Raw genomic sequence first — 15,228 nt, forward strand, 5'->3', positions numbered from 1 at the left:
TGACGGCGGCCCACGGTCCAAAGCCGGAGTGAGGGCACACCGAGCCTAGGCGAGGTGCCGAGTGGTGGGGCAAGAGCCTTTTGGTTACTTTTGGGCTCCTTTCAAAAGTGACCCGCTGTAAGAGCGGAACCAATACAAGCCATCACCCAAAAACGGATATGCCCCCAAAAAGAAGCATCACCCATTAGCCAGCTCTTCCAGATGATCCATCAACTCCTGCGGCTTAAGCACCAACACATCACTGTCCACCGCATCCAGCACCACCTCCGCCGTATTCCCGATCAACGCCCCTGAAATCCCGGTGCGCGCCACCGTACCTATGATGGTCACCGCCGCCTGCCATTTGTGCGCCGCATGAGGAATCAACACATCGGCCGGCCCTTCCTCGATATGCAGATGAGTGTCGTCAATATCGAACTCCGCCTGAAACGCCTTGCACTGCTCACGATACCGGGCCTCGATCGTCTCCTTGAGCTGAAACACCGGATCCGCCGCCGACAGCATTGGCGACGGATGCGCACTGATCACATGCAACTGCGCCTTGGCCAGGCTCGCGATATCAAACCCATGATCAATGATCGCGTTATGCAACGCTTGATGCTCGGCATCAGAATTGCCCACATCGATGGCCGCCAAAATCACCCCGCCAGCCCACGGCCTGGACGTCTTCACCAACAGCACCGGAGTCGGGCAGTAGCGCATCAACTTCCAGTCGGCAGGCGTCAACAGCGCCTTTTTCAACGGGCTGTCAGCGAAATGCTGCTTGACCACCAACCCACACCCCTCTGCCTGCTGCACGTCGATGATGGTTTCATGCAGGCTGTCATTCCACGCCTGTTCGGTGGTGACGCTGTAGCCATCCTCCTGCAAACCGGCCTTCAGCAGGCTCAGCATCGCAGAATGCTCGTGCTTCTTGTCACACACCAACAAATGCAAATGTGCCCCGGTGACGCCGGCAATCAGCTTGGCGCGCTTGAGGGCCAGGCTTTCCGAATGCTCAGGCTCGATGACCACCAGGATGCTGCGTATGGCTTGCATGGTCGGGTTCTCCAAAAAAGGGTGGGCGTGGAACAACTATAGTTGCTGCCCGGCACACGTCATGTTGATGCACATCAAGCCCGGTAGCTGGCGGTCTGCGGCGCGGTCGGTATAATCGCCGGCCTTTTGTGAATCTTTGCCCGTGAGCCCGATGAACCTGCCAGAAATCCACGAATTCCTCGGTTGCCGCACCCCCGACGGCTGGGTCCAGGCCGCGTTGGCCGACCAGGAAACCCTGCTGATCGACCACAAGAACTGTGAATTCAAGGCCGCCAGCACCGCCTTGAGCCTGATCGCCAAGTACCATTCCCACGTCGACCTGATCAACCTGATGTCACGCCTGGCACGGGAAGAACTGGTGCACCATGAGCAAGTCATGCGCCTGATGAAGAAGCGCAAGATCGAGCTGCGCCAGCTGTCCGCCGGCCGCTACGCTTCGGGTTTGCGCAAGGTGGTGCGCAGCCATGAACCGGTCAAACTGGTGGATACCCTGGTGGTCGGCGCGTTTATCGAAGCCCGCAGTTGCGAGCGTTTCGAAGCGCTGGTGCCGCATTTGGACGAAGAACTCGGCAAGTTCTATTTCGGCCTGCTTAAAAGCGAGGCCCGGCATTTCCAGGGTTACCTGAAACTGGCTTACCAGTACGGCGACGCCAAGGACATCGCCCAGGTCATCGACCGTGTACGCGCCGCCGAGCAGGAACTGATCGAGTCACCGGACGTCGAGTTCCGCTTTCACAGCGGCGTGCCAGCCTGACGCAACCGCTGCACCGAGCAACGCGGTGATCCCGGCGAGTATCAGGATCACCGCCTGCGTCCCCAGCGGCGCCGCCAGCAGTGCGATCAGCAAACCGGCCAGCGGCTGCGAGAGGTTGTTGAGCAAGGTCAGCACGCCCACCGTCTTGCCAAAGTCCCGGGCCGGGATTACCCGTTGTCGGACGCTGCGGATGTACACGTTGAACATCTTGTCGAAACCGGTCAGCAGCAGGAAACCCACGGCATAAGCCCACACATTCGGGCTGATGGCCGTGATCAACGCTCCCACGGCAATCATCGAATACGACAAACCGCCCAGCACCTTGAGCGGCAGGGAAGCGCGCGCCAGGAAAAACAGGATGGCGATGGTCACCAGCGCGCCGGCCGCCTGCAACCCGGCGTAGGTGTCCTTGCCGGCGGCGTATTGGCCAATGACCATCGCGGCGGAAGTGGCGAGGGTGACGCCGATGATCAGGTTCACACCCACCGCCAGGGCGATAATCCTTTTCAGCTCCGGCAGGTCGCGGATATGCCCGAAGGCAACGCGCAACGGTTGCAGCCAGATGTCGTTGTGCTGCTCGAAAGTTTCAAGATTGACCGTGGTGTGGCGTTGCCAGATGCGCATCGCCAGGTCCGCCAGCAGGAACAGCCCGGCAACCCCCAGCACGACCCAGTGCCAGGCCCAGACGCCCAACATCAGCGCCGCTACCAGCGGGCCCAGCACCAGCCCGGTCTGGTCGGCAATCTGCGAGTAGGACAAGGTCTTGGCGTAGGTGTAATGCTTAAAGATATGCGGCAGCAGCACCTCCCGGGCCATGATGCCCTGGGTGGTCAACACGCCGCACAGCGCCGAAAGCATGACAATCCAGTAAATCCCGTCGAACATTCCATACAGCAGCACCGCCGCCACACACGCCAGCGCCCGGTACACCTGGCTGATATGCAGGACGCGCACGGCGGGATATTTGTCGCACAACGCCCCGCACACCGGGAACGACAGGTACCGCGGCAAGGATTCGACAAAAAACGCCAGGCCCGCCCACGACACACTGTTGGTGGTCTGGAACACGATCAACGGCACGATGAACAACAGAATCTGGTCGGCCAGGCGTGACAGAAACAACGAAATGAAGAAAGCCAGGTAATCCTTGCGCATGGTGTGCTCGTGTCCGTGAGTCAAATCGTCGTCAGTAGCCGGAGCCGGATTTATCCGTGAGATTGTGGCGCTCGTCGCCCTTGAGCGGCGGGTTGAATACGCTGACCAGCACCAGGTCCTGCTCCTTTCCGCCTCTTAGATAATGGCAGTCGTGTTGGTCCAGCGCATAAATATCACCGGGGCGGATCGGGTAGACGTTACCGTCCATATCTTCGACTTCACCCTCACCGGCGATGCAGTAGCAAGCCTCCAGGTGATTACGGTATTGCAGCAGTGACTCGGTGCCGGCACGCACGACGGTGTGGCAGACGGTATAACCCATCCCGTCCTTTTCCGTCAGCAACCGATGGCTGGTGCCAGCGCCCCATTCGACAAAGTGCGCGGTGTTTTCTATGTCTGATTTGTGACGAACGAACATGGTTTTCTCCCGCTATGTAGGTAGAGGGCCATGATTCTCTTGTGTTTGTGGTGTTGTCATCAGCGACACTTCCGAAAAGCGTGTGGGGCGCATCTGGCGGACGGTACCGAGTTAAAGACTGCGGTGAAACTGTTAAAAACTCTTAAAAGCATGAAGCTTCGTCGGCCAGTGATGGCCAGCTGCTTTAGTCTGCCGGCTTGCCACCTATAATGCGCACACTTCAATCCGCGCGTGCACTGGAAATTTATGGATAACTTGGGTCTCGGCAAGGTCTTGCTCGTGGAGGACGATGAGAAGCTGGCAGGGCTGATCGCCCATTTCCTGTCCCAGCATGGCTTCGAGGTGCTGGCCGTGCACCGCGGCGACCTGGCGCTGGCGGCGTTCCTGGAGTTCAAGCCGAAGATCGTCGTGCTCGACCTGATGCTGCCCGGCCAGAGCGGCCTGCATGTGTGCCGTGAAATTCGCAACGTGTCCGACACGCCCATCGTGATCCTCACCGCCAAGGAAGACGACCTCGACCACATCCTCGGCCTGGAGTCCGGCGCCGATGATTATGTGATCAAGCCGATCAAGCCGCCTGTGCTGTTGGCTCGCCTGCGCGCCCTGCAACGTCGCCAGGCGCCGGAACCCACGGTGCGCGGCGCCCTTGAGTTCGGCCGCCTGGCCATCGACCGCAGTTGCCGGGTGGTGAGCCTGGGCGGGGAGAAGATCGACCTGACCACCATGGAATTCGAACTGCTGTGGTTGCTGGCCAGCGCCGCCGGGAAAATCCTCTCCCGCGATGACATTCTCAACCGCATGCGCGGTATTGCCTTTGACGGGCTCAACCGCAGCGTCGACGTGTACATCAGCAAGCTGCGCGGCAAGCTCAATGACAACCCCCGGGAACCGGTGTGCATCAAGACCATCTGGGGCAAGGGCTACTTGTTCAATCCGTTCGCCTGGGAGGTCTAGATGTTAAGGCTGTTTCTGCGTCTGTATATCATCCTGGCCATTGGCTTGGCCGGGGCGATCTGGCTGGTGAACTACACCTTCGATGAGCTGTTGCCGGAAGCCAACGAAACCTACAACCGCGAAGCCCTGCGCGGCCCGGCGTATGGGCTGGTGGAACAATTGCGGCCGGTGACGGGGGAAGCGCGCGCCGCCCGCCTGGCCGAGTTGCAACCGCACTATGGGCTGCGCCTGGCGCTGGTGCAGCGGGACAAGCTGAAACTGACCGAGCGTGAGCAGCAACTGCTGGCCAGTGGCGAGTTGGTGGTGCGTGGGGATTTCATGGAGTTCATCTCCAACATCGACGGCGGCCACCAACTGCTGGAAATCAAACTGCCGGAAGAGCCCAAGTGGCTGTACATGTGGGCCTATGGCTTCCTCGGCCTGTGCCTGGCGATTGTCCTGTACTTCTGGGTTCGGCCCCATTGGCGTGACCTGGAGCATATCCGCCTGGCCGCGCAACGTTTCGGTGACAACGATCTCGGCTCGCGCATCCTGCTGCCGCGCCGTTCTACCGTGCGCGAGCTGGCGGGGCACTTCAACCAGATGGCCGAGCGCATTGAAAGCCTGATCGCCAACCAGCGCGAGTTGACCAACGCCGTGTCTCACGAGCTGCGTACGCCGATTGCGCGGCTGTCGTTTGAGCTCGACCAGCTCAAGCAACAGGCCGATCCACGGGAGAGCCGCGCACTGATCGCCGACATGTATGCCGACCTCGGCGAGCTGGAAGAAATGGTCTCGGAACTGTTGACCTACGCCAGCCTGGAACGCGGCGCCACGCAGATCACCCGGGAAAGCATCGAGGCCCACAGCTGGCTCGACAGTGTGCTCGGCAGCGTCGCCCTGGAGGCCGAGGCGGCAGGCGTGCAGTTGCTGCTGCGCACCTGTGAAGTCGATTACATCCGTATCGAGCCGCGCTTTATGGCACGGGCGGTGATCAACCTGTTGCGCAATGCAATTCGCTATGCCGACCGGCGCGTGGAAGTGTCGCTGGTGAAGTTTGGCACCGGCTATGAAGTACGGGTCAATGACGACGGGCCCGGTGTGCCGGTGGAAGGGCGAGGGAAGATTTTCGAGCCGTTCCTGCGCCTGGACGCCAGCCGTGACCGCCGCACCGGTGGCTTCGGCCTCGGCCTGGCGCTGGTGCGGCGGGTGTGCCAATGGCATGGCGGGCAGGTTGAAGTGCTGGATTCGGAGTGGGGCGGGGCATCGTTTCGGATGACCTGGGCGTATGCCGAGTAATCATCCAGGAGCCATGGAGATCAAATGTGGGAGCGGGCTTGCTCGCGAAGGCGGTGAATCAGTCGCCGGATACATTGACTGAAACACCGCCTTCGCGAGCAAGCCCGCTCCCACATTTTGATTGGGTTACCAAAGTTAGAACGTGTACTCGACCATCCCCATCACCGACGTCTGCAAGCGTCTCTCCACAATCGGGCTTTGCCCGGCCTTGTCTGCCAGGTACTGCACATCCAACAGCGTCGAAAACTGTGTGTGTTCGCTGATCGGCAAGCTCCACACCAGATTCATCCCGTTGCTGATGTTGCCGCCGCTGGCCTTGTAGGCCTTGAAGCGACTCTGTGCGGCCTGGCCGGTGGTGACGCCGTACCAGGTCTGCAGGTAGTTGCTGTCGCCAAAATGGCTGTTGAGGCTGGCATCCAGCGAACCGTAGTCGCCGTCATACAGGTTGGTGCCCAGGCTCAGTTCCAGGTGGGTGAACGCCTTGCCGGAATCCTTGTGATCATCTTCCTCAAACGCATGCTCCAGGGTTGCGCCGAGAATCACCCCGCCCAGGTTATAGCTGCCACTGACACCCACCTGGGGGCGAGTCTTGATCTCGCCCATGCCCTTGAGTTTCTTCGAGCCCGGGCGCCCGGTCTTGCTTTCGTCCTTGCGTGAGCCGCTGGCGCCGACGTAGGCGCTGAAGCTCGCACCGCCGCCGTCATAACCCCAGCCCAGGCCCTTGTCGGTGTCGAGGAAAATTCCCCACGGGCTGACGATGGCCGCCCCCAGCACCGGCGCGGTGACTCGCTCGTCGCTGCCGCTGTAGCGGGGCAGGTTGGCCACGCCGGCCTTGAGGGTGTACTCCCAGTCGTCGGCCAGCAGGGTGTCGGCGCTGGCCAGCAGGCACAGCGACGTCAGGGACAGGCACAGGTGTTTTGAACGCATGATGGTCTTCATGTGAGGTCAGAGACTCAAGGGGTTGTGGGGAGAATCGGTACGTTTGAAGTGGTAGCCGGAGGCGCTCAGGCCGTTGACCTGGCGACTCACGGTATCGCCCAGGCCATAGCCGTTGCCGGCCAGCACCGCATGGGCGTTGTCCACGGGCAGCAGGATGTAGTCGGTCAGCGGCTCGTCGTGCAGTTGGCCGCGGATCACCAGGAAGCCGTTTTCCAGGCGCACGCTGATGCCGCTCAGGGGCGCGTCGGGCTCATGGGTGTTGAGCACTTGATAGGTGCCGATGGTGTCGGCCCAGGCATTGCTCAGCGGGGTCGGTTCGATGCGTTCGCCCACCGGGACGCGTTGACCGTGGCTGCGGGCGGTGAGCATCTGGCGCCCTTGCACCGTTACCACATCCAGCTGCACACGGCCCAGTTCGCCGAGGTCCTTGAGCCAGAAGCCGAGGAACTTCTGTTGTGCCCGCAGCCAGCCCTGGCCGTCGCGCAGCAGTTCGAAACGGGTGTCGGCCAACTCGCCATACAGCTGGCCGTTTTCGTCCTTGATACGGAAGACACCCCAGGCCGTGGCGTAGAAACCCGCCAGGCGCCTGCGGTCGATCGCGGCGGGCACCTGGCGGATTTTCAGGCCGTGGGCGGGCGCCTGGCAGTTGTCGGCACACACCGGGTCGCCGGTCTGGGCCTGGAGCATCAGGCGCAGGGTGTCGGTGGTCAGGGACACCACCATCTCTTCGGCGTTGCTGTCGTTGGCCATCACGATCACGGCCAGTTGCTGGTCCGGCAGCATCGTCAGTTGCGCCGCGAAATCATCTCCGCCACCGCTGTGCTGGAAGGTGCGAATGCCGGGGCCCACCGGCTCATCGCCGCAAGGGGCGAGAAACCACCCCAGGCCCATCTGGCAGTCGAAGTCCAGGGCGTTGCCGGTGTTTTGCTGGCTGAACATCTCGTCAATCGACTGGCTGCCCAGTACCTGTCTGTCTTTATAGAGGCCCCGGGCGAAGAGCATGCGCACGTAGTGGCTGAGGTCCTTGGGGCTGCTCCACAAGCCACCGGCCGCAAGGTCGCGCACCTGGGCGTCGGCGCTGACGGTGCCGTCTGCATAACCCCGGGCGCGAAAGCCCGGTTGCGCGCCGGTGCCGACGAAGCTCGACTGGTTCATCTCCAGGGGCTTGAGCAGGCTGCTTTGCAGTCGGGTTTCGAAATCCTGCCGACTGCTGCGTTCGATGGCGGCGCCGACCAGGGCGTAGCCGAGGTTGGAATAGGCCACCTGGGTCCCCGGTGGCGTGCTCAGCCAAACCCCTGAAATACGCATTGGCATCTGGCCCATGGCGAAGGTGTTGCGCACGTCCCGCAGGTGTTCGCTGGGCAGGCCGGACTGGTGGCTGAGCAGGCGGCGCAGGGTGATGTCGCGGTCGGCGGCAGCCTGGTCGGAATGAAAGCGCGAGCGTACGTAGAACTCCCGCAGGGTGTCCTGGATCGGGGCGTCGAGGGCCAGGCGCTGTTGCTCCACCAGTTGCAGGGCGGCGGTGGCGGTCAGCAGTTTGGAGAGGGCGCCGGCGCGGAACGCGGTGTTGGGGGTGACGGGTTTGCCCAGGGCCTCGTCGGCCAGGCCAAAGCCCTGGGCCCAGATCAGTTCCTGGCCGTTGACCAGGGCGATGGACAGGCCGGGTATGTTTTGCCTGGCCATTTCGCTGGGAATGCGTTTTTGCAGGTAGCGGATAATTGCGCTGTAGTCGCCCTTGGGAATGGGCGGCGGGGCCGGCGGCTGGCCGTGGCAGCCGAGGCTGCCCAGCAGGCAACCCAGCAGCGGAATACTGCGCAATGTGCGAAACATGATGAGCACCCGAGGGGTGGTTTGGATGCTCGAATGCTAGGGGCGGGCCGTCGATGAGTCTTTGTGAGCTTTGTCGGGAAACTGTCAAAGACTGTTAATACAGGCCGCCCCTAGCGGGTTTGCTCCATTGCCGCAGCTCCAGCATCAGCTATACCTAATGCTCAACGCTTCCTCAACGTCAGCCAAGGAGTCTCGCGATGAAACTGGGAATAATGATCAGCACCGTGTGTATTGCCACGATCGGGGTGATGGGGTGTTCCAGCAAGGTGACGCAGCCGGACGAATACTCCGGGTTTCTCTCCGACTACAGCAACCTCAAGGAAGCCAAGTCGCCATCGGGCGCGCAGGTGATGCGTTGGGTGGACCCCAACCTGAGTCTGAGCCGCTATAACGCGGTGTACATCGAGCCCACCCAGTTCTACCCCAAGCCGCAAGCCAGCACCAGGATCCCTGAAAGCACCTTGCAGGGCATCAGCACCTACTACAGCGAGGCGCTCAAGCGCGAACTGGAAAAGTCCTTGCCTCTGGCCGACGGACCAGGCCCGGGCGTGATTGTGGTGCGTGCGGCGATCACTGCCGTCAGCAGCAAGACCGAAAGTCTCAAGCCCTATGAGTACATTCCTGTCGCCCTGGTGGTCGCCACGGTCAGCACGGGCGCCGGGATTCGTGACCAGGAAACCACCTTGGGCACCGAAGCCCAATTCCTCGACGGTGCCAGTGGCAAGGTGGTCGCCCAAGTCGTGCGCAAAGGCACCGGTAAACCGTTGGCAAACGACTCCCAGGTGATGAAAGCCGATGACGTGAAAAGCGTCATCGACGGCTGGGCGTCGGACCTGCATCAATCGTTTTTGAAGCTTAAAAAGGGCTAAGCCTCAAACGGTGCGCGACTTGAGCGGGTGCTATTTGATCGGTGTGAGCGGTGGCTGCTTCCATTGCCCGTTACCCACTTCAGGCTTGGGCAGGTAAATGCGCAATAGGGCATAGAACGGGCCGGGTGGTGCTGGCAGCCAGTTGCTTTGTTCCGCCTTCGGTGGCTCGTGGTGCGCGACCAACAGCGTCAGGCCGCCATCGGCGTCGAGCTTGAAGTTGGGCAACATCCCCGACGTGAGCACGTAGCGCTTCTTCAGGTTGGGGGTCAGCAGATTGGTCTTGGCGTTGTACATGGTCAGTGACCAGAATGCGTCGGTCGGTGGCAACTGGTCCTTGGCGAAGTGCAGGGTGTAGCTGTGGCGTGCGCCGTTGGCGGGTTTGCCCTCGCTGTCCACGGAGTAGCGCAGGTAGGCCGTTTCATCGCCGGAGTTGCCAAACAGGTGCAGGTTGGCGCCAGCGTAGCGGTACAGGTAGTTGTTTTGAAGGTGGTCGCGATTGCCGAACAGGTCTGCACTGGATACTTGATGGGTATCGATCTTGTCTTTTTTGAAGGCTGCATACTCGGCTTTGCCGTCGGCGATGCCGTCATCCAGCGCTTTGCGTTGCTCAACCGTCAGGGCCTTGAGGTCGAACGGTTTACCCGCCTCGACGCCGATCCTGGCAAAACGCGCGAGCACGTCTTTCTCACTGTCCTGCGGTGCTGCGTAGGCCAGCATGAAGTTCAGATAGCGGAACAGATGCACGCTGTCGCTCATGTTCGGCGTAGGCTTGGGCCAGGCAATTTTCGGCGGCTTGATGGGTTTGGGCTGCTTCACGTAGCTGCTCAGGGTCTGGACCTTATAGCCGCCCTGGATCTGTCTGACTTTGCCCAAGTCCTTTTCATCGAACAATTGAGTGCGGTACAGGGCGTAGGCGATGTTGCTTTCGCTGTACACGACGCGGTCGATATCGGTTGGCTGCTGGCCTTTCCAGCCCGGGCCGGCAATCATGTAGTGGCCACCGTTGTTACCGGTGCTGCGGGTACCCAGATAGCCGAAGTTCTGCGTATAGAGGTCGACCAACTGCACGGCGTAGTAGCGGTTGTCTTCGATCCTGGGCAGGGTCAACACCACGGGCTCGGCCCGCAGATCGAGCCAGACAAAGGAGTTGGGCGTGTCCGGGTTGGGGGTGGGGATCGCTGTATCTTTAGGGGTTATCGCCTGCGCGGTGTTCCCGATGTGGTTGAACGGCGCCTTGAAGTTCGCCCCGGTCTTGTCGACAGCCTGGGTGTAGAGAGTCTTGTACATCTCCACCACCGGGAAGCCATAAAGATAGGCTTCCTTGGCGATGGCCCGGGCTTCACTCGGCGTGGCGGTGAAATCGGCCCAGGCGCCGGTACTCATGAAAATCGAGAGGCTCGCCAGCAGCAGGCGCGTCGGTGTTCGAATCATGTTGTTGCGTCCTTACTGAGTCAGTCGGATGTCGTCGAGTTTTCAGCTGTTATAAAAGCAGGCTCCGGTGGGCGCGTACAGTCGCAACTAGCTGAACCTTTGCGTGTCAGGCAGAGTTTGCACTCAGTTGCTCGGGAAGTCTTTTGGCACGTGAGGTTCAACGCAAAGATCTATCGATCAGTTGACATCAACGAGATCAAGTGCCGCCTGTGAAAGGCGGCATCGGGGGGCAGTCAAGGCAGTATGGACTTAACCTTGTCACGCAACTGATCAATCGAGAACGGCTTGCCGATCACCTGCATGTCGGCTGGCGAATCGATATTTTCGGCATAACCGCTGGCGAACAGGATGGGCAGGGCGGGGCGTATTTCACGGGCCTTGAGGGCCAGTTGCTTGCCGTCCATGTCCGGCAGGCCGACGTCGGTCATCATCAGGTCGATGGTCTGGTCGGTGTCTTGAACAATTTTCAAGGCTTCTTCGGCATCGGCCGCTTCAAGCACTTGGTACTCCAGCTCTTCGAGGACATCGACGATCAACATGCGCACGATGGCGTCGTCTTCGACTACAAGGATGGTGGAGGGGGCGGCTGACATAGTGGAGGTTCCCGAACAGTGGAGGGGCAGGTCTTGGGCGATGGGAAGACCGTTTTCATCCTGAGTATTGTCGGTCCCGGCAAGTTCCCCAGATAAGCAAAACATTGTGCCGGTAACGGCTACAAATGTCGCGTACCACCGCCACTCACTTGCCAGGGGCTTGCTGGAACAACCAGCAAGCCCCTGGCATGGTCTCAAGCTGCCGGTTTTATCGGTTAAAGGGATCCGTACACCAACCCATGCACCCGGCTCTGGTTCTCGCTATCCTTGAATGTGCTGACCGTATATTCCGGGTTTGTCGGCGTCCCAAACGCTCCCGGGATAAGCTGCGCCTTACTGTTGGCCAGCGATTCCTTCATTCCTTTCTTCATGGCGTCCTCGGTCGGAAAATTGACCAATCCGAAATTGGGGTCGAAATAGAACCATTTTCGCGTGCCGCCTTCCACGATCACTCCCGCTGTCATCGCGTGGACGGGCGTGGCGATGATGAGTGTCTTGGACGTCGTCGCGTTGGCCAGGTCATCGATGATGGCCTGATAGGACTTTTGCGTGACGACTTCGGCCGAGTGCGGTCGCTTTCTGAAGTGATCCTGGGCTTCGCTCATGTCCTTGATGAACCTCGCCGATTTTGGGTTGGTTTCCTTGGTCGCCGCCGCAATGAAAAGCTTGTCGATGTACTCGTCCTGTTTTCCAACGGACACGGCGTAGGCCATTGCGTTGGCTAACACGCCACATTCGCCTCCGGTCACCGTGTCCACATGGCTCAAATAGAAATTCTGGGGCATGCCCCTGAGCTTGATGCCGGGGATGCGCTCAATTTCGGCTTTGTAGAACTCATAGTTTTTAAGGCCGACTTCTGATCGCTTTTTGCCTATTGACTGTGCCAGGGCGCCGATTTCTTCGGGGCTTCGATTCGGCTTAAGTGCCAGTTCCATGAGCTCTGCGATATCCATGGAGCCCGAGTAGCCCGGGATGTCATCCACTACCCCGTTGTTATAGCCACGCATATACGCATCGTGGCTCGTTGTTCTGGCGTGTTCCTGCGTAGCCTTGAATGAGTTGGATAATTGCTTGGAGGGTGTGTTTTGCGCCTTGGTGGCCGGCCCTCCGACAAAGTACTCCCAGAAGCTTTCAACGTTGTCCTGGATCGACACGGTCTGTGGCGTGAACCCCTTCAACGGTGGGCCATAGGGTTGTTTCTTGAGGGCGTCGTACGCGTACCATTCGCCCTTGTTCAATACAGCGGAGGCTTCGACGGTTTGATCCGCCAGCTTAATGGTGCCGATTGCCGCGACGCCATGTTCCTTGCCGGCGGCTTTCAACAGGTCATGGCTGCCGGCTGCCCCCTTGAGTTTGTTTAGCCCGTTAATGCTTTTTTCGACTACAAACTTGCCGCCCCGGTTAATCAGTCCTGCGCCTCCCAGAAGCAAATCGCCCAAGCCGCCCACCGGGTTCAAGGCGCCGATGGTGGCGACACCGATCTTTTTGGCAACATACAGCGCCTTGGCGCCTGCACTGAGGGCTTTTGTGCCCGCCTGTGCCGCTTTGGACGAACCCAGGCTGACAAAGCCCAGCAGGTCCAGCTGGAGGTCAATCGCCCCCTCCAGGTAATTACCCTTGGTAAAGTTGGCAATCGCTGACTTGAAGGGAATGAGGTCGAGGAAGAAATGGGTCACCTTCAACTCGGTTTCCATTTGCTTGTCGTAGGTCGTGGCGCCTTTGGCTTGCTTGACGACATCCTCGTTGCCCAGGTCGAGGTTTTCGACAAATGCATCCGCGATGTACTGGGTACGGGCGGTGGCAAAGCTGTTGGGAGGCAGTGGGTTCGTGTCTGTACTGGCTGAGCGCTCGGGCTCACTGGCCTCTGAAGCGTCGAATTTTTTTATTCTGTTTTCCTCGATCGCCAGTTCCCAGGTACTCGCAGAGAAATCCTGGGGCGTCACTTTTTTGATGCTGCCGTTTTTTATGTCCAGCCTATAGGTAACAGGTTCCGTGCCACCCTCTGCCTGTATCAGCAGCTCATTTTTAATCGGTTTGAAAAGCGAGGTGACCAGGTTTGGGCCCAATTGATAAACAGAGGGCTGGTAAAAAGTGAGGTTGCCCTGCTCGATGTTTTTTCGATCTTCCAGCGGCAGGCTGGCGATCAGGTGCTTTACGGTGGTGGCAACCCCGTCATTCAGCGACTTGATCGACGCTTCAAACTGCTTTTGAAATGTCGCGTTTACGTCGAACTTGAGCGACTGGCCTTCCAGTGCCTGGGTGATGTCTGGATCCTTGGATTCCCAGGTGTAATCGCCCAAGCCACTCATGGCGATGTCCAGCAACGAATGCAGGCCCGCAGGTGCGCGGTTTGGGTCGTAAAGCGGTACGCCAAACTGTTGTTGGCGGGTGTCCTTCACCGTCAGGGCCTTTTTTTCAAACGGCACATCTTCGCCAAATCGCTCCTTGAGCTGGGCCAGTGCAATGGCCTTGCGGCTCGGGATATCGGTCTCCAGCAGGGTGGAGGCCTTCATGCGTTCATCCACCTGCTGAGTGAACTCGACGCGTATCGCTTCCAGCTGGTCGGGGCTGTAGGCATCGTTGGGTTGTTTGCTGATAACGCCGTTGGCCACGGCCCAATCAATCAGCGCTGCCCTCTGTGCGCTTTGGGTCACGGCGGGCTCGGCGAGTGCAGCGCTTTCGGCCTTGAGCATCACTTGGGCGAAAGTCATGTTCGGTACCGAGCCCGGCGACTGCGCTTCAATCGACGCCGCCGCAACCGCCAGGTTGACCCAGGCCGGGCTGCCATAGGTCACGCTGGCCGGGATGTCTTTGATCAGGAACTCCGGGGCTGTTCTTGCCAGCAATACGTAAGCACCCGCCTGGGCCATCTCGGGGCTCGTTCTGCCCTCGCTCGACAGGTGTGCGCTCAGCCCGTTGACGATGGCAGAGGCCGGCTTGCCCCAATGTTCTTCACTGGCCACGTCGAAACCGGCCAGTTTGTTCCGTTGAGGCGCCTGGACTGACTCGGGATCCATCTGTGCACTGATGGCGGCCAGCAGGTAGTCGTAATGGCTGTTCTTGGTCTCGATACCATTGAGCCCGCGCTGCAGGGCCTGGCCCATCAGTTGGCCTTCGGGCGAGCTTAAAAGAAACTCGAGGATCTTCGCCGGGTCGTTCAAGGCGGCCACAGGAATGGGATTCTGGTACGCGAGAAAGTCCAGGACGCTCTTTGTCTGCGTGACTTGCGGCTGATCGCCGAGGTGGTGGGCGTGGTTCATCGCAAGCAGGCGCAACTGAGTTTGCTGGTTCTGGTCCAGCGGTGCAGGCCAGGACAAGGCACCGCCCAGGTCACCGAAAGGGTGGGCGGCGATCCTGACGATCGCTTCCAGTTTCAGCTTGAGCAACTCGGCCTTGGAGGTTGGCAGAGGCACCCCGTTGGCATTCAGGAATGCCTCCAGGCTTTGGTTGACCCTGGTCCCCATGTCCAGGGTGTTGTGATGGGACGAGTCCGGATGAATGGCCATTTGTGTGAGCTTCAGGACGGACTGTACATAGGGGGCGGTGTCGTAGTCTTGCAGGGCCGGGGCTGCGAGGTTGATGGCGTCCAGCAGGTTCTGCCAGTTCTGCCGATCGGCCATGGGCTGTTTCAGCACATCGGAGCGGCTGGCGGCTGATGCTGGCGCTGCTGCAACGGCAGGGGGCGTGGCTGGCAGGGGGCTCAGGGACGATGCCCCGGAAGCAGGGGAGGAAAAGAATTGGGGCGCAGGCTGTTGCACGGAGAGGTTGCTGACATTTTGCATCGGTGGGTACCTGTTTTATTAGGAGATACGCGCCTTTTCCGGGGAGGTTCCCTGTTCCCCACGGCACCCCTTTGGGTGGGGCGGCCCACACACAACGTTCCAGGCTCACTTCGGTTCCCATGTAAGAAGGAAAGTCAATTGCCGAGTGTTAAAAACACATCCATTCGTCTATTTATCAATGGGTTAT

At 60.0% G+C, this 15,228-nt stretch carries 12 protein-coding genes; 4 read left to right on the forward strand and 8 right to left on the reverse strand.

Translation table 11 applies throughout. The features are described from left to right. Positions 1-177 precede the first annotated feature (177 nt). Positions 178-1,038, reverse strand: a complete 861-nt coding sequence (locus tag AC3WKX_RS29990; RefSeq protein WP_003217553.1) for a universal stress protein — start codon at positions 1,036-1,038, stop codon at positions 178-180. Positions 1,039-1,189: 151 nt separating this feature from the next. On the opposite strand from AC3WKX_RS29990, the gene AC3WKX_RS29995 reads away from it, so the two are divergent. Then, positions 1,190-1,792 carry a MiaE family protein gene (locus tag AC3WKX_RS29995; RefSeq protein WP_008431008.1) on the forward strand — a complete coding sequence of 201 codons (603 nt, stop codon included), beginning with the start codon at positions 1,190-1,192 and terminating at the stop codon, positions 1,790-1,792. Here AC3WKX_RS29995 and AC3WKX_RS30000 read toward each other — a convergent pair. Together AC3WKX_RS30000 and AC3WKX_RS30005 are read right to left on the reverse strand one after the other, a co-directional pair. Next, positions 1,748-2,947, reverse strand: coding sequence for an MFS transporter (locus AC3WKX_RS30000; RefSeq protein WP_087693019.1), 1,200 nt, complete (start codon positions 2,945-2,947; stop codon positions 1,748-1,750). The genes AC3WKX_RS29995 and AC3WKX_RS30000 overlap by 45 nt on opposite strands. A 31-nt stretch (positions 2,948-2,978) precedes the next feature. Further along, on the reverse strand, positions 2,979-3,365 hold the full coding sequence (locus AC3WKX_RS30005; RefSeq protein WP_003217559.1) for an ectoine synthase: 387 nt from the start codon (positions 3,363-3,365) through the stop codon (positions 2,979-2,981). A gap of 246 nt (positions 3,366-3,611) precedes the next feature. On the opposite strand from AC3WKX_RS30005, the gene AC3WKX_RS30010 reads away from it, so the two are divergent. Both AC3WKX_RS30010 and AC3WKX_RS30015 read left to right on the forward strand, forming a co-directional pair. After that, the gene (locus AC3WKX_RS30010; protein WP_003217561.1) at positions 3,612-4,319 is read left to right on the forward strand and encodes a winged helix-turn-helix domain-containing protein; all 708 of its coding nucleotides are present in this window, start codon (positions 3,612-3,614) and stop codon (positions 4,317-4,319) included. Continuing rightward, on the forward strand, positions 4,320-5,597 hold the full coding sequence (locus tag AC3WKX_RS30015; protein WP_102606509.1) for an ATP-binding protein: 1,278 nt from the start codon (positions 4,320-4,322) through the stop codon (positions 5,595-5,597). It begins immediately after the preceding gene. 135 nt (positions 5,598-5,732) lie between these two features. Here AC3WKX_RS30015 and AC3WKX_RS30020 read toward each other — a convergent pair whose 3' ends face one another. Together AC3WKX_RS30020 and AC3WKX_RS30025 are read right to left on the reverse strand one after the other, a co-directional pair. Beyond that, complete coding sequence (locus AC3WKX_RS30020; protein WP_102604361.1) at positions 5,733-6,536, reverse strand: MipA/OmpV family protein; 804 nt, start codon at positions 6,534-6,536, stop codon at positions 5,733-5,735. Between the two features lie 6 nt (positions 6,537-6,542). Next, on the reverse strand, positions 6,543-8,366 hold the full coding sequence (locus tag AC3WKX_RS30025; RefSeq protein WP_102604360.1) for a serine hydrolase domain-containing protein: 1,824 nt from the start codon (positions 8,364-8,366) through the stop codon (positions 6,543-6,545). Positions 8,367-8,563: 197 nt separating this feature from the next. Here AC3WKX_RS30025 and AC3WKX_RS30030 point away from each other — a divergent pair, with 197 nt between their 5' ends. Beyond that, positions 8,564-9,235 carry a DUF3313 domain-containing protein gene (locus tag AC3WKX_RS30030; protein WP_102604359.1) on the forward strand — a complete coding sequence of 224 codons (672 nt, stop codon included), beginning with the start codon at positions 8,564-8,566 and terminating at the stop codon, positions 9,233-9,235. A 30-nt stretch (positions 9,236-9,265) separates the two neighbouring features. Here the strand turns inward: AC3WKX_RS30030 and AC3WKX_RS30035 are convergent, their stop codons facing one another. The 3 genes from AC3WKX_RS30035 to AC3WKX_RS30045 form a co-directional block, all read right to left on the reverse strand. Further along, positions 9,266-10,666, reverse strand: a complete 1,401-nt coding sequence (locus AC3WKX_RS30035; protein ID WP_003217572.1) for a DUF1254 domain-containing protein — start codon at positions 10,664-10,666, stop codon at positions 9,266-9,268. Between the two features lie 233 nt (positions 10,667-10,899). Continuing rightward, positions 10,900-11,259 carry a response regulator gene (locus tag AC3WKX_RS30040; protein WP_003217574.1) on the reverse strand — a complete coding sequence of 120 codons (360 nt, stop codon included), beginning with the start codon at positions 11,257-11,259 and terminating at the stop codon, positions 10,900-10,902. Positions 11,260-11,474: 215 nt separating this feature from the next. Continuing rightward, on the reverse strand, positions 11,475-15,041 hold the full coding sequence (locus tag AC3WKX_RS30045) for an Mcf1 protease effector domain-containing protein (RefSeq protein ID WP_256579717.1): 3,567 nt from the start codon (positions 15,039-15,041) through the stop codon (positions 11,475-11,477). Between the last annotated feature and the right edge of the window lie 187 nt (positions 15,042-15,228).

Source organism: Pseudomonas sp. GP01-A4 (assembly GCF_058780865.1).

Excerpts from the sequence above, each read along its gene's own strand:
- AC3WKX_RS29990 (WP_003217553.1), bottom strand. The coding sequence starts at position 1,038 with ATGCAAGCCATACGCAGCATCCTGGTGGTCATCGAGCCTGAGCATTCG.
- AC3WKX_RS29995 (WP_008431008.1), top strand. The coding sequence starts at position 1,190 with ATGAACCTGCCAGAAATCCACGAATTCCTCGGTTGCCGCACCCCCGAC.
- AC3WKX_RS30000 (WP_087693019.1), bottom strand. The coding sequence starts at position 2,947 with ATGCGCAAGGATTACCTGGCTTTCTTCATTTCGTTGTTTCTGTCACGC.
- AC3WKX_RS30005 (WP_003217559.1), bottom strand. The coding sequence starts at position 3,365 with ATGTTCGTTCGTCACAAATCAGACATAGAAAACACCGCGCACTTTGTC.
- AC3WKX_RS30010 (WP_003217561.1), top strand. The coding sequence starts at position 3,612 with ATGGATAACTTGGGTCTCGGCAAGGTCTTGCTCGTGGAGGACGATGAG.
- AC3WKX_RS30015 (WP_102606509.1), top strand. The coding sequence starts at position 4,320 with ATGTTAAGGCTGTTTCTGCGTCTGTATATCATCCTGGCCATTGGCTTG.
- AC3WKX_RS30020 (WP_102604361.1), bottom strand. The coding sequence starts at position 6,536 with ATGAAGACCATCATGCGTTCAAAACACCTGTGCCTGTCCCTGACGTCG.
- AC3WKX_RS30025 (WP_102604360.1), bottom strand. The coding sequence starts at position 8,366 with ATGTTTCGCACATTGCGCAGTATTCCGCTGCTGGGTTGCCTGCTGGGC.
- AC3WKX_RS30030 (WP_102604359.1), top strand. The coding sequence starts at position 8,564 with ATGAAACTGGGAATAATGATCAGCACCGTGTGTATTGCCACGATCGGG.
- AC3WKX_RS30035 (WP_003217572.1), bottom strand. The coding sequence starts at position 10,666 with ATGATTCGAACACCGACGCGCCTGCTGCTGGCGAGCCTCTCGATTTTC.
- AC3WKX_RS30040 (WP_003217574.1), bottom strand. The coding sequence starts at position 11,259 with ATGTCAGCCGCCCCCTCCACCATCCTTGTAGTCGAAGACGACGCCATC.
- AC3WKX_RS30045 (WP_256579717.1), bottom strand. The coding sequence starts at position 15,041 with ATGCAAAATGTCAGCAACCTCTCCGTGCAACAGCCTGCGCCCCAATTC.